Here is a 13,700-nt window from a genome sequence, read left to right as displayed (position 1 = left end):
GTGCTGGTAGACCAACGCCGCGCGCATCGTGCTCCCCACGATGCCGGACGGCCAAATCGAGTCGAGTTGCTGGTATTTGTGGCTTTACTCTGCTGGGCATGCCTGGGATCAATGCGTCCGCGCACGACGAGGGCCTGGTGCGGGTGTACGGCCCGGTGACATGGCAGGTCTATGACGAGCTTGACAGCTCTTTGAATCCTCGCAGTCCTGACTGGTTGCACGAGCTGGCCGCAGACCTGACCCCGGCCAATGGCAACGTACTCGATGCCGGGTGCCGTGATGCTGCCCACCTCGTTCAGCTGATGCGCGCCCATCCCAGTGTTCGCGGCCTCGGCATAGATCCGGTCCCGCTACACATCAAGAAGGCACAGTCGCTGGTCGTAGAGAACGGGCTGCAGGACAGAGTCGAGGTGATGCTCAGTGATATCGAGTCGGCGGCTGCGACAGGCAAGCAGTTCGACTTCGTCTGGTGTCGAGACGTACTGGAGCAGGTCGCCGACCTGCAGACAGCCACACGAGCGTTGGCCTCGCTCACCCGCCCCACGGGCTCACTGCTGGTCTTCACTACGGTAGCCACCGATCTCCTGTCGCCAAGCGAGTCGACGCTGCTCAGTCGACACTTGGCGAACGTGCCGGCGAATCTGTCGCGGTCGACCGTCGAGGACGCGTTCACCGCCGCTGGTCTGGAAGTGATTCAGCGCGACGAGATAGGGACCGAGTGGCGGGAGTGGGCTGAGGAGCGCCACGCACCGGCATCCACGGCGCTCTTGCGGTTGGCGCGATTGCGTCGCGACCGGGCGCGTCTCGATGCATTGCACGGATCTGACATTGTTGATCATGTCGAGGCGAATCTGCATTGGGAGGTCTACCAGTTCGTCGGCAAGCTGGCGCCCGTCGTCTACGTTCTCCGCCCGACAGCAGCAGGTTGACATCGCGCCACACGAACCACCGCCGCCAATGGCGGTAGTACAAGCTGTGCGTGTGCCCGGAGTACCGGGCCAGGTGGAAGACCACCGCCAGCTAAGCCGCGCCACAAACGCTGGCTGGCCTGCCAGAATGACATTCTCGACATGGCATGCTCACCGGTGACCGGGGTTGCCGCCACCGGCGTCCTCGTTGATTGTGGCCGAGCCCGTTCCGTCTGCTCGTTTAAGGACGAGGGCGACGAGCGCTCGGCTGCAGCCGAGCGCATTTGCAAGTGCGCCATAGGACCAGCGCGCGAACCCCGTGATCGGGGACGGCACGGCAGAGTCGAAGCCGACCACGTCGAGCATCCCGGGGTCCGAGGGGTCCGCGATGTTGAACTCGGTGGCGGTCATGCCGACCACGATCAGCTTCGCGTCGATCCCGAACTTCCGGCGGAACTGGGCGAGGGTCTGGTGTGGGTGTTTCCCGCCCATCTTGTGGACATGGACCGTGACAACCGCAAGTATCAATCCTGCATCCGCTGTGACCGACGGTGCGAAGGTTCTAGAGCCCGCCGAACTGACAATAGGCCGCGGTGGCATCGTCGTGGACCTTGCCTGGATACTCTCCGGCGGTATCGCGCTCGACGTCGCGGACCCGCCGGATCAGCTCCCCGGGCCCCTCGCCATCGAGCAAGTCGAGGAGATCACGCCAATCCAGCAGGCCGAACCGGTCGACCAGGCGGCTGGCGCCATCGCTGAGAAGCGCGGCGACCTTTACGTCGGCCAGGGGCACGGTGCCGGTGAGAGCATGGGCCGCGGCGTCGGGTTGGGAGCTGGCGACCCAGAATCCGCCTTCGACGTTTCGGTGACGCCGCCACGCGGCGATGTACTCCCTCAGGCCCTCTTGATATGCGGCGCTGTCCTGGGGATTCTTCCGCATCGATGCTGGCTTCTCCCGCTCGAAGGCGTCGACGCGGTGGTCACAGATGACCTCGATGCGGTCTATGAGGTCGATTACCAACGGCGAGTCAGCAAGGACGAGGTAGTCCAGCCGATCGCCGTTCTCCCGGATCGCTGTCACGGTTGACGACGGAGACCCAGGATGGCCGAGATCGCATTCGGCCCCATGAAGATCCCTGACGTGGATGATCGCCTGAGCCAAGCAGTCGCGGAGTGGGCGTCCGAGGTCAGCCAGCCGTGCGACCAAGGCATGACCGAGCGCGCGGCTATACCAGGCAACTCCGTGGACGCATCCAGTATCCGCGCCCTCGGGCGTCCCCGCACCGTCGATGACGACAGCCCCACCAGTGGTGGCAGCGACGAAATCTTCGTTAAGCACACCATCGTGCCGTGCGGCCGAGGAGAAGCATGTGTACATGACGAATTGATCATACGGACTCAACACAAGCCAGTTGTCACCGTCGATTGGATCTGCTGGTCCTTGGGTGAGGCAGATCTACGCCGATGAGTCTCCCGGTCGACCGCATCAAGAGACACTTCAGAGTGTCTCGGGGCTTCCGAGACTAAAGTCCCCTGGCAGCGAGGGTAGGTGCGCGGGCGACGATCTGCTGGGCGGTCTCTTCCGGCGTGAGGTCCGTGGTGTCGAACCACCAGCCAGCGTCCCCGAACCCGTCGTGCATGGACGACATCAAGGCCTCGTACCCGTCGAAGACGAACTGCTCGGCTGGATCGCGGGTCGTGTTGCGCAGGCGAGCCTCGTCGATACTCGGTGCGAGTACGACGACGAGGACCCGCCGAGGGCTGAGGGCGGTCAGGTAGAAGTCAAGCTGTTCACGGTCCGGGATGATCCAGTCGATCACCGGAGTGAAGCCCGAGTCGGCGAAGTTCGTCGCTAGCGCACAGACGTTCTCATTGCACAGCCGCACCTGACGAGCCGCCTCGTCCGCGGGCTTTCCTAGCGCCCACACTCGTCCACTGACGATCAACCCGTTCAGCCCGTCCCCGTTGAGCAGGGCCGAACGCGCGAGGGCCCGGGCCACCAGGACAGACACCGTCGACTTGCCCGCGCCGGGTGCTCCCGTGATGATCAGGCAACTCTTGCCATGGTCCAGGGCGTCGTCGGCCGTGCCGGTAACCACTGCGGCGCCTACCGCCACAACCAGCGCAGGGCGTCGGGCAGCAGAACACCACCGTGGTTGAGGCTATGGCCACCGTCGCCCAGGACCAGGCGGAAATCATAGCCCGCTTCCGCGAGAGCGGCCGCAACACGCAGGTTGCTCGCGAGCCAATTCCGCTCACCTCGTTCCAGCGCAGGTCCCGGTGGCCCGCCTGCAGGAAGATGCGCAATGGCTTGCGAGCAGCGCTGGGGATCAGGTCCGGGTACGGGTTGCCCTCCGGCATCTGCACGAAGCTGGACAGGCAGCCGATGACCCGGCGGAACCTGTCCGGCCGTAACCAAGCCGCGGTGAAGGCACAGTTGCCGCCGCTGCTACCACCACAGATTCCCCACTGTTCGGGGTCATCGGTGACCGCGTAGCGCTCCGTGACCTGCGGGATAATCTCACTCAGCAGGAATGTCACGTAGCGATCATCGAACGCGTCGTACTCAACGTTGCGGTTCTTCCGGCCGTCGGCGGCAATGTCGAAGACTCCAGGATCGACGAAGACGCCGATCGTCGTGGGGATGTCACCGCGGTGGATGAGATTGTCCAGGACGATCCCGCCGCGCACCTCACCCTCAGGGTCGAGGTACCACTGGCCGTCCTGAAACACCATGAGACTGGCCGGCTCCGACGGGTCGTACTTCGCAGGTACATGAATCCAGAACTTCCGTGCGGTGCCCGGATAGATCGCGCTGTCGCTCCAGTCGACCTCGACAGTCTCGCCGGCACGCACGCCCGGCTGCGCGATCGAGTCGGGACCATGGACGTAGCGAACGTCCGACTGGTCCACGGGGATCGCGCGGTAGGACACCTGCGTCGTCACGCCGACAATCTACGGATCACCAGGCAACCGGGCAATCGAATTGACAGCCGCACTAGAGCATCCTCAGCGGATGAGCACGGTCACGCAACCACACGTGTGGGAAGCGGCAACGTCAATACCGCCAGGCGGTTCCGCCGCCGACCACGCGACCAACCTTCAACCGGGGGCAATGAAGTCCCTCTCGGCACAGGGTCGCCACACCGTGGCACGATGCCGTCGTGGCTAGTCATCGATCCCCGACAGAGGACGACCTCGTCGCGTATTACGACGACGAGGCCACAGCCCGCGCTACTCGAGACCTGCCAGAGGAGCGGTTTGCGCGCCGGGCCGAGTTCTTGCAGCGCCTCGCCGAGGACGGACGCACATCTGTTCTGGAAGTCGGCAGCGGACCTGGCCGCGACGGACACGCCTTCGTGACGGCGGGCTTGTCCTATCGAGGCGTCGATCTCTCCCCTGGGCAAGTAGCCGAGGCCCGCGCCCTCGGACTCGATGTACACGTGGCATCCGCCCTCGATCTTCCCTTCGCCGACGACTCGTTCGACGCAGCCTGGACGATGAGCACGCTGATGCACCTGACGCCTCCGGACCTTCCGTCAGCGCTCGACGAGATCACCCGCGTCCTGCGGCCAGGAGGTCTCGTCGCCATCGGAGTCTGGGGCGCCGACACCGACCAGGAGAACGCCTGGAACGACGGCAGTGGCTTCGGACCGGCCCGTTACTTCAACCTGCTCAGCGATTCCACACTCAAGAACACACTCCAGGAGTACGGCACGCTCGAAGACTGGAGAACCTGGTCGGAAAACGACGAGCATCACTACCAATGGGCACTGCTCCGAACCCCACGCTCACCATGAAACGACGGGGATTCTGATCCGGGAGGAAGGCGGCGAAGCCGACAGGCGCGAAGACCCTACCTATTGACAATCGATCGAAATCACGCGAAAGTCGATGGGTGCCGGTATCGAAGACGACATCCAAGCCCATGACCGTCGACGTGCTGGTTGTTGGAGCGGGCCTCGCCGGCCTACACACCGCCACGTTGCTCGCGCAAGTCGGCCACGACGTGCTTCTCGTCGAACGACGCCCCAGTCTGTCAGGCGCCATCCGCACCACCGGGATCTTCGTTCGGCGCACGCTCGACGACTTTCCGCTGCCGCCCGAGTGTCTCGGGCCGCCGATCCGGCGAGTGGTGCTCTACCCGCCGGGCCTGCACCGCCCGGTGACCCTCGTCAGTGCGCGCGACGAGTACCGGGTCGGCGACATGGCACCGCTATACGTGACTGCGGCCCGCGCCGCCGCCGATGCTGGCGTGCGGATAGCGCTGGGCACACGCTACGCCGGGCGGCACGCCGACACGTTCCTACTGGCCGGACGGGACGGTCATGACGGCCAAGTCCGGGTGCGCGCCCGGTTCGTCGTCGGCGCCGACGGCGCTCGCTCGCGGGTCGCTCGCGACCTCGCTCTGGACCGCAACCACCACCTGCTGGTCGGAGCCGAAGAGGTCTTCGAGATACCCAGCAGCAAGCAGCCACCGGCATTCCACTGTGTGCTCGACCCCTCGCTCGCTCCCGGCTACCTGGCATGGGTGGTCAACGACGGACGGCACGCCCACGTCGGCGTGGCCGGTTACGCCGACCGCTTTCCCGACGGTCTTCGCAATGCCCTGGAGCAGTTCGGTGCAACAGCCCCAGGACTGCCCGGTATCGACCGCCCCGAAGACGTCGAACGACGAGGCGGCCCGATCCCCGTCGGTGGACTACTGCGCCGGATCAGCAGCGTCGACGGGCTACTCGTGGGTGATGCGGCAGGGGCGGTTTCCCCGCTCACCGCCGGCGGCCTTGATCCGTGCCTGCGCCTGTCGGAGCTCGCCGCCAGCGCCCTCGACGACGCCCTGCGGTCGGGCCGGCCGGACGCCCTGTCTCACTACGACGGAGCCGCCCTACGTGCCCGCTTCCGCGGAAGGTTGATGCTGCGCCGCGGGTTGGCCCAGGTGCGCACACCCGCCACGGCCGCAACGGCGTTCACGCTACTGCGCACGCCGTTCGGAAGAGCCGCCGCCCGCCGCATCCTCTTCGGCGACGGTTCCTTTCCCGACCCCTGACCCATCGCCGGACCTGGACTACCCAGGGGCGAAACACGGGCACACACCCGTTCTTATCGCCGCCACTCCGACGGGACCCGGTACGTGCTCTGTCCCTCGTATCCGGCCGAATCGAAGGTGACCTCTCCGTCAGCTGAGACCAGCAACGTCATCACCTCATGCTGTGGTGAGCGACGGCCGTCGAGACCCGGGCCTCCCGTGGGCGTGACGAAGCTGCCGCGGAACACACAGACCGTCATGAGCTCGCCCGCCGGCATCGCGCGAATTGGCGTCTCCACCCAAGTCACGTCAGGTGCGTGGCGGCTCTCCTGCCAGGCAGCGACGTCACCCGCCGTGCTCCGCTCTCCCACGACGACGCTCTGCGCACCGTACTGTTCAGCGACCGGGAGTATCCGGGCACACGTCGCAGCAGCGTCCGGATCACTGGCAATCTGAACGGGTGCACCAAAGGCCAGAACGACGTTGGCCACGGCGCCTCCCACAAGCCCGATGGTGGCTCGCCGAATCACCGGCCCTGCCCGCATGACAGCAGTCTATGCCGCCGGGGCCGCCCGATCAGTCGATCACGGCGGTGGCTTCGACTTCGATGAGAAGGTCGGGTTCCCCCAGGGCGGCGACTCCCAGCAGCGTGATCGGCTTGACCGGGTCTACCCCCATGGTCGCTGCCGCCCTCGCTACGCCCTCCCCCAGCTGCGGCAACTTCTCCGGGCTCCAGTCGACGACGTAGATCGTCAGCTTCGCCACGTCGTCGAACGAGCCGCCGATCTCGGTCAGGGCCGTGCCGATGTTGAGGTAGGCCTGCTCGACCTGGGCGGCGAGGTCTCCCTCACCGACCGGCCGCCCGTCGGGGTCCCGGGCCACCTGCCCGGCAAGGAACACCAGCTTGGACCCGGTGGCGATCGAGAGCTGGCGGTATACCTCGGGTTTTGGAAGTCCCTCGGGATTGATCAGCGTGACGGCCATGACCGCTCCTTGTCGTCGGTGAGTGAGACCAGGATGCATAACATAGCAATGTTATGTATTGTTTGACAATGGCGAGAATGAAAGACCCCCGAGCCCGTTCGCTGCTCATCGAGCAGGCCGCGCGGATGCTGCGAGACCGGCGGCCGGTCACCATCCGCTCACTGGTCGCCGGGACCGGCATGTCCACCATGGCTGTCTACACCTACTTCGGTGGCATGGACGGCCTGTGGCGAGCGGTGCGCCAGGAGGGTTTCACTCGCCTGGCGAGCAGGCTCGACGGGGTTTCGCTGTCGGCCGATCCGGTTCGGGACCTCGCCGCCTTGGGCGCCGCCTACCTGGCGAACGCCGTCGCTCACCCTGACCTGTACCGGGTCATGTTCGACGCCGGGTTCGAACTCGACGACCCATCTGCCGCCGACGAGTCCCTGTACAGCCTCGTGCGCGCCGTCGACCGGGCCAAGACCGCCGGCCGGTTCCATGGCGGCGTCGATCCGCTGGAGCTGGCCACGCAAAGCTGGGTCATCGGCCACGGGTTGGCCTCACTCGCCGTGACCGGACCCCTGCCGCGCGACGCCCTCACACACGCCGTGCCCATGCTGATCGCGCTGTTCACCAGCGCCGGCGACGACCCAGCTGAATGCCGCCGGTCCGTCGAGCGAGGCTGGCAAGCCCCATCGGCCCAGCTCCCGGATTGAGCACGGCACAGTGCATCGCGCAAGCACCTCAGCGTACATAGGCATCCGCTGCCGATTCGGCGCGGCTCAGAGCGTCACGCGTCGGCGTCGCCCGGCCCGTCGTCTGACCCGCGTAGTCGGCGACGTGACCCTCGAAGAGGACGGTTCCGCCGTGCCGCCCGGGCCCGGGGCCGAGGTCGATCAGCCAGTCCGCCTGGCCGATGACATCGAGGTTGTGCTCGATGACGACCACCGTGTGGCCGGAATCGACCAGGCTGTCGAGTACGTGCAGGAGCGTGTCGATGTCGCTCATGTGCAGGCCGGTGGTCGGCTCGTCGAGCACGTACAACGTGGGCTGATCCGCCTGCCGGAGCTCCTTGGCGATCTTGACCCGCTGGCACTCTCCTCCTGACAGGGTGTTCAGGGACTGTCCCAGCCGCAGGTAGCCCAGGCCGACCACGGAGAGCTGGCGTAGCGCGCGGGCGATGCCCTCGTCAGGTAGCCGGTCGATGGCCTCGTCGATAGTGAGGTCGTCGACGTCGGCGATCGACAACCCGTTCACGGTGTGGGCTAGCACCTCCGGGGTGAACCGGCGGCCACCGCAGGTCTCGCAGACGACCTCCTGGCCGTCCATGAAGGCGAGGTCGGTGTAGATGACGCCAAGCCCCTTGCAGTCGGGGCAGGCGCCGGCGGAGTTGGCGCTGAACAGACTCGCGGCGACCTCGTTGTGCCTGGCGAAGAGCTTGCGGATGGCCGGGGCGATGCCGGTGTAGGTGATCGGCGTGGAGCGGCGGTTGGTGCTGACCGGCTTCTGGTCGATCACGGTGGCGTCGTGCTGAGACACCAGCTCGCCGGCGAGGCTGGACTTGCCGGAGCCGGCGACGCCAGTGAGGACGGTCATCACCCCCGTGGGGAACCGCACCGTCACGTCCTGCAGGTTGTTGCGGCTGGCACCGGCGACGACGAGATGTCCCATGGCCGGACGTGGGGCCCGCTTGACCGGAACACGCCGGGTGAGGGCTCGGCCGGTGGGCGTGTCGGCGTCCCGGAGCTGGACGAAGGTGCCTTGGAACACGAGCCGTCCGCCGCCGGCGCCGGCAGCGGGTCCGATCTCGATGATCTGGTCCGCATGAGCCATGACGGCGGGATCGTGCTCGACGACGAGGACATTGTTGCCACTGTCGCGCAGCCGCTCCAGAAGCGTGATCATGGACTCCACGTCGGTGGGATGCAGCCCAACGGTCGGCTCGTCCACCACGTAGGTCATCTCGGTGAGGCTGGACCCGAGGTGCTTGACGGTCTTGATCCGCTGCGACTCTCCTCCGGAGAGGGTCGTCGTCGCCCGGGAGAGGGTGAGGTAGCCGAGCCCGATGGTGACCATCGCCTCCAGCCGTGCTGCCAGCGCCGCGACGACGGGCGCCACGCCCGGAGACGTGATCGCGCGGACAGCACCGGCGAGCTCGCTGATCTCCAGGCGGGACATGTCGCCGATGGTGTGGCTGAGCACGGTCGCCTCCCGTGCGGCCTGGTTGAGCCGGTCGCCGGCGCACTCCGGGCAGATCTCGGATCGGGTGAACCGGCGGATGGTGTCTTGCTTGCGCTCCGAGAGATTGTCGGACGTGTGCAGGTAAATCCGCTCGAACCGCTCGACCACTCCCTCGTAGTCCCGGGGAGGCTTGCGGCCCAGATTCGCCGCGGCCTGACCACCGTAGAGCAGCGCCTCCCGCTCGGCCGGGCTCCACTGCCGCAGCGGGGTGTCGGCGTCGAACGTGCCGATGTCGGCGTACTGCGAGTACCAGTACCCGCCGTTGCCGAACCCGGGCAGCCGGATCGCGCCCTCGGCGAGGGACTTGTCCAGGTCCAGGAAACGCTCGACCGCGCTGACCACCACCTCACCGAGTCCTGAGCAGGTGGGACACATACCGGCGGGATCGTTGAAGGAGAAGCGATTCGACTCGCCCACGTGCGGCCGGCTGAGCCGGGAGAACAGCAGCCGCAGGTACGTCCAGGTGTCCGTGACGGTGCCGACGGTGGAACGGGCATTGCCGCCTAGCCGGCGCTGGTCGATGACGATCACCGGCGTCAGGCCGCCGATGTGCTCGACGTCCGGCCGGCTCCACTTCGGCAGCCGGTTCCGGACGAACGGCGGGAACGTCTCGTTGAGCTGAAACCCCGCTTCGGCAGCGATCGTGTCGAACACCAGCGACGACTTACCCGAACCGGAAACACCCACGAAGACGACCAGCCGGTGACGCGGAACATCGACGTCGAGGTCGGCCAGATTGTTCGTGCGGGCCCGGCGGAGCCTGATGGTGTGCTCTGTCATGCTCCGAACACTACGAACAGATGTGGCCAGATCCTGACCGCATCTTGTGGGATTATCGAATCATGGCGGACGTCACCGAACGTATGCTTGGCCTGCTGTCCACCTTGCAAACGGGCCGGCCGTTCAGCGGGGACGAACTGACCCGGCGCCTGAACGTCAGCCCGCGCACCCTGCGCCGCGACGTCGATCGGCTGCGCGGATACGGGTACCCGGTCGAGACCCAGCCAGGACCCGGCGGCTACTACCGGCTTGCGGCCGGACGCACGATGCCGCCGCTCGTGCTGGACGACGACGAGGCGGTGGCGACCCTGCTAGCCCTCGCCTCTCTCGCCGCCACCGGAACGTCCACGGAAGGCGGGATCGACGACGCCGCCACGCGCGCCTACGGCAAGCTGGACCAGTTCCTGCCCGCCCGTCTCCGCCCTCGTGTGACCTCCATCCGCGCCAGCCTGGAGACGAGTCCGCAGCATGCTCCCGGCGTCACCGCCCATCAGCTCAGCGTCGTCGCCGAGACCATCAGCGAGCACGAGATGATCGCCTTCACCTACACGAATGCCCGCGGCGAGCGGACGGATCGGCGCGTCGAGCCTTATCGGCAGGTTCACCATCTCCTGCGCTGGTACCTGCTGGCGTGGGATGGCGAACGCGAAGACTGGCGCGTCTTTCGCATGGACCGCGTCACAGACGTCGTACGAACCGGTGAGCCATTCGAGCCACGACCCCTTCCCGCCGGATCGGCGCTGGACTACCTGCGGCAGGGACTCAACAAGGGCAAAGAACCGGTCCGCATCCGTGTCGACGCGCCGGCCGCCACCGTCATCGACGTCCTGAAGTTCCAGGATGCCGAGATCCACCCGATCGATGATCAGCACACCACCATCACCCTCGCACTGGACTCGTGGCAGTGGCTGATCCTCAATCTCGCCTTCCTCGAGGCGGATTTCCACATCAGCGAAGGCGCGGACTTCGCAGCCGCCTGCCGCACCTTCGGTGAACGGCTCATGGGCGCGACAAGGACGTGAGCACATGCGTTGACTTGACTGCTCACGGTTGACTTCTCTGCTGTAGATCGGGTTTCCGGCGTTGATCCGGACTTCTCGCGCGATCCTCAGCAGCGAAGTCAATCCTGAGCAGTGAAGCGCTGAGCTAAGAGCGCGGCTCAGCCGGCGGGACGGCCAGCAATGCCTGCACGGACGCCGTCACGACGCGGGGCACGTCGTCGGTGTCCAGACGGCCGGTGCTCTCCTCCTCCGATGCGGTGTGCAGAAGGTTATGTATGGCGCTGACCAGCCAGGTGATCGGCAGGTCCGTGCGGAACACTCCGTCCTCCTGACCCCTGCGGATCAGCTGCTCAACCCGTTCGGCGGGTGCGGCGTGCAGCTCGCGGAGTCGCCCCGCGGGCAGAACGCCTTGCGCCGCTCGGAGCAAGGCCGATGATTCGGCGACGAGGGACCAGCTGGATTCGAGCAGCCGCCTCAGCGCGTCGCGCGCGTCTCCGCTGAGGTCGACGGCCGAAAGCTTCTGCTCCCCGACGCGCAAGGCATCCGTGACGGCGGCCTCGACGAGCTCGGCGCGATTGGGGAAGTGGCCGTAGAGCGTCATCCGTCCCACACCCGCGGCCTTGGCGATGTCGTCGATGGTCGCGTCCGCATCCCGGCTGAGACAGGTCCGGGCGGCCGCGATGACGCGCGCGATGCTGCGTTCGGCGTCGGCGCGGCGACGTGGACGTGAAGCAGTAGAGGCCATACCACCCACTCTAACTCGTACGGGAATACACGAGTTAGGCTCCCCGTTCACAATTCGTACTCACCCATACGAGTTACGGCTGGGAGGCCACTCATGAGTCAGAACGAAGCAGTTGAGACCGGGGCCCCGCACCCCTTGCGATGGCACATCCTGGGGTTCCTCGGCGTCGCTCAGTTGATGCTGATCCTGGACATCACCGTCGTGGCCATCGCACTGCCCCACATGGGAACCGACCTGGACCTCACACGCGAGGCCATGACGTGGACCGTCAGCGTCTACGCGCTGACCTTCGGCGGCCTGATGCTGCTGGGCGGGCGGCTGGCAGACCTCATCGGAGCCAAGCGGGTGGTGCTCACCGGCCTTCTGATCTTCACGGCGGCGTCGTTGGTGGCCGGAATGGCCGATTCCTCCGGCATGCTCATCGGCGGGCGCATCGCCCAGGGTGTCGGCGCGGCGTTGCTGTCGCCGTCGGCACTGTCTCTGGTCGTCACACTGTTCGCGGGCGACGAGCGGAACAAGGCCCTCGGGGTGTGGTCCGCGCTCGGAGGTGGAGGCGCGGCCCTCGGCGTGCTCCTGGGCGGTGTCCTCACCGCCGGACCCGGCTGGCCGTGGGTGTTCTTCATCAATGCGCCGATCGGCGTGGTGATCGCCGTAGCGCTGGCTCGGATGCTGCCTCGACAGGTCTCGGCCGCGCCACGAGCCCGGCTGGACGTGCTCGGCGCCCTGCTGGTCACCACGGCGTCCGGCACCGTGATTTACGCGTTCATCAACGCGGGCGACCATGGCTGGCTGACCGCTACGACCGGGTGGCTCGTCGTGCTCGCGGCCGTGGGATACCTGGCATTCTTCGTCTGGCAGAAGCGGGCCCGCTCACCACTCATGGACGTCCGGTTGCTGACCCGGCGGCCGGTGGCGACCGGCACGTTTCTGATCTTCCTGGCGACGGCGCTGATGATCGCGGTCTTCTTCCTGGGCACCTTCTACTTCCAGCACGCTCGCGGATACGGAGCGATGCAGACTGGCTTGCTGTTCCTCCCGATCGCGCTCGCGACGATGGCCGGTGCCAACCTCACCGGCCGGGCCATCGCACGGCTCGGCGCGCGCCTGCTCGCGGTGATGGGGCTGATCGTCGCGGCCGTTGGGATGGCCGTGCCCGCCCTGGCGTTGCACCCAGTGTCCGTTGTCGTCGGCGTGTCCATCGCAGCCGCCGGTACCGGCGCGATCTTCGTCGTCGCCTCGGCGACCGCACTCGGCCAGGTGGCACCGCACGAGGCCGGCATCGCATCGGGAATCGTCAGCACGTTCCACGAGTTCGGTGCCGCCAGCGGAGCCGCCATCATCTCCAGCGTGGCAGCGGCCAGCCTGGTGGGCAGCACGCTTTCGGGCTTCACCGACGGTTTCGTCGCCGCTGCGGTCGCCGCGGCCATCGCGGCCCTCGTCGCAGCGAAGCTGACGCCGCCGAGGCCCGCACCGGCTGCGGTGGGCGGGGAAACCGCCTCCGCCTAAGTCACTTCGATACCGCCAGATGGTGATGGATCGGTTCGCCGCCCCACACGAGCCATCTGGCGGTATCGACGTCGCGGTGATGGTACGGAGGCGCCAGCCGGGTTCACGCGTCGAGCCCGCCTGGGTCCGCGGGGACGTCCACCGCGTGTTCGCGGAGCATCTCGATGGGGATGACCTCCAGCGCGCGGGCGTTCGTCGCGGCGAGAACGACGGGCGCCGCCGCGCCCATCCGGTAGGACTCCAGCCACCGATCGGCGCAGACGCACCAACGATCCCCCGGTGTGAGGCCGGGGAAGCCGAACTCCGGACGAGGGGTCGTCAAGTCGTTGCCAACCTGCTGTTGCTGGGCGAGGAACTCCCTCGACACCATCGCGCACACGGTGTGCTGGCCGATGTCTTCCGGGCCGGTGTTGCAGCACCCGTCCCGGTAGAACCCGGTCAGCGGATCGGTGCCGCACGGCTCCAGCGGATCCCCGAACACGTTGCGATCTCCTCTCACGCCCACCAGCTTCGCATGCCGGTCGGGTACA

Annotated in this window: 13 protein-coding genes and 2 pseudogenes; 6 read left to right on the top strand and 9 right to left on the bottom strand. The window is 66.8% G+C overall.

The genetic code is table 11. From position 1 onward, the window contains the following. Positions 1–98: 98 nt before the first annotated feature. Positions 99–929: a class I SAM-dependent methyltransferase gene (locus tag G1H11_RS13145; RefSeq protein WP_163819023.1), complete on the top strand. Its 831-nt coding sequence runs from the start codon at positions 99–101 to the stop codon at positions 927–929. Positions 930–1,214: 285 nt separating this feature from the next. Here the strand turns inward: G1H11_RS13145 and G1H11_RS27570 are convergent. The 4 genes and pseudogenes from G1H11_RS27570 to G1H11_RS13125 form a co-directional block, all read right to left on the bottom strand. Continuing rightward, positions 1,215–1,508, bottom strand: a pseudogene (locus tag G1H11_RS27570) (hypothetical protein); the annotation flags it as partial. Next, positions 1,471–2,286: a protein phosphatase 2C domain-containing protein gene (locus G1H11_RS13135; protein ID WP_163819022.1), complete on the bottom strand. Its 816-nt coding sequence runs from the start codon at positions 2,284–2,286 to the stop codon at positions 1,471–1,473. The gene G1H11_RS13135 and the pseudogene G1H11_RS27570, both read right to left, overlap by 38 nt. Before the next feature lie 145 nt (positions 2,287–2,431). Next, a complete protein-coding gene (locus G1H11_RS27060) occupies positions 2,432–3,007 on the bottom strand; it encodes a phosphotransferase (RefSeq protein ID WP_343074857.1) in 576 nt (191 codons plus the stop codon). Between the two features lie 8 nt (positions 3,008–3,015). Next, positions 3,016–3,854 (bottom strand): annotated as a pseudogene (locus G1H11_RS13125) (alpha/beta hydrolase). A gap of 218 nt (positions 3,855–4,072) precedes the next feature. Between G1H11_RS13125 and G1H11_RS13120 the strand changes: the two are divergent. Continuing rightward, positions 4,073–4,708, top strand: a complete 636-nt coding sequence (locus G1H11_RS13120; protein WP_163819021.1) for a methyltransferase domain-containing protein — start codon at positions 4,073–4,075, stop codon at positions 4,706–4,708. Between the two features lie 128 nt (positions 4,709–4,836). Beyond that, a complete protein-coding gene (locus G1H11_RS13115; protein ID WP_163819020.1) occupies positions 4,837–5,955 on the top strand; it encodes an FAD-dependent oxidoreductase in 1,119 nt (372 codons plus the stop codon). A gap of 53 nt (positions 5,956–6,008) precedes the next feature. On the opposite strand, the gene G1H11_RS13110 is transcribed toward G1H11_RS13115, so the two are convergent. Both G1H11_RS13110 and G1H11_RS13105 read right to left on the bottom strand, forming a co-directional pair. After that, the gene (locus tag G1H11_RS13110; protein WP_163819019.1) at positions 6,009–6,479 is read right to left on the bottom strand and encodes a hypothetical protein; all 471 of its coding nucleotides are present in this window, start codon (positions 6,477–6,479) and stop codon (positions 6,009–6,011) included. A gap of 31 nt (positions 6,480–6,510) precedes the next feature. Next, on the bottom strand, positions 6,511–6,918 hold the full coding sequence (locus G1H11_RS13105; RefSeq protein WP_163819018.1) for a RidA family protein: 408 nt from the start codon (positions 6,916–6,918) through the stop codon (positions 6,511–6,513). 68 nt (positions 6,919–6,986) lie between these two features. Here G1H11_RS13105 and G1H11_RS13100 point away from each other — a divergent pair, with 68 nt between their 5' ends. Further along, complete coding sequence (locus tag G1H11_RS13100; protein WP_163819017.1) at positions 6,987–7,613, top strand: WHG domain-containing protein; 627 nt, start codon at positions 6,987–6,989, stop codon at positions 7,611–7,613. Positions 7,614–7,641: 28 nt separating this feature from the next. On the opposite strand, the gene G1H11_RS13095 is transcribed toward G1H11_RS13100, so the two are convergent. Continuing rightward, the gene (locus G1H11_RS13095; RefSeq protein ID WP_163819016.1) at positions 7,642–9,918 is read right to left on the bottom strand and encodes an ATP-binding cassette domain-containing protein; all 2,277 of its coding nucleotides are present in this window, start codon (positions 9,916–9,918) and stop codon (positions 7,642–7,644) included. Positions 9,919–9,980: 62 nt separating this feature from the next. On the opposite strand from G1H11_RS13095, the gene G1H11_RS13090 reads away from it, so the two are divergent. Continuing rightward, positions 9,981–10,940 (top strand): helix-turn-helix transcriptional regulator, encoded by a 960-nt coding sequence (locus G1H11_RS13090; RefSeq protein WP_163819015.1) that lies wholly within the window; start codon positions 9,981–9,983, stop codon positions 10,938–10,940. 124 nt (positions 10,941–11,064) lie between these two features. Here G1H11_RS13090 and G1H11_RS13085 read toward each other — a convergent pair whose 3' ends face one another. Then, positions 11,065–11,664, bottom strand: a complete 600-nt coding sequence (locus G1H11_RS13085; RefSeq protein WP_163819014.1) for a TetR/AcrR family transcriptional regulator — start codon at positions 11,662–11,664, stop codon at positions 11,065–11,067. Between the two features lie 93 nt (positions 11,665–11,757). On the opposite strand from G1H11_RS13085, the gene G1H11_RS13080 reads away from it, so the two are divergent. Then, the gene (locus G1H11_RS13080) at positions 11,758–13,170 is read left to right on the top strand and encodes an MFS transporter (protein WP_163819013.1); all 1,413 of its coding nucleotides are present in this window, start codon (positions 11,758–11,760) and stop codon (positions 13,168–13,170) included. A 103-nt stretch (positions 13,171–13,273) separates the two neighbouring features. Here the strand turns inward: G1H11_RS13080 and G1H11_RS13075 are convergent, their stop codons facing one another. Continuing rightward, complete coding sequence (locus G1H11_RS13075; protein ID WP_163819012.1) at positions 13,274–13,669, bottom strand: DUF2237 family protein; 396 nt, start codon at positions 13,667–13,669, stop codon at positions 13,274–13,276. Between the last annotated feature and the right edge of the window lie 31 nt (positions 13,670–13,700).

Origin of the sequence: Phytoactinopolyspora alkaliphila, assembly GCF_010550695.1 — a bacterium.
Lineage (GTDB): Bacteria > Actinomycetota > Actinomycetes > Jiangellales > Jiangellaceae > Phytoactinopolyspora > Phytoactinopolyspora alkaliphila.
This window is presented reverse-complemented; position numbering and strand designations above follow the sequence as displayed.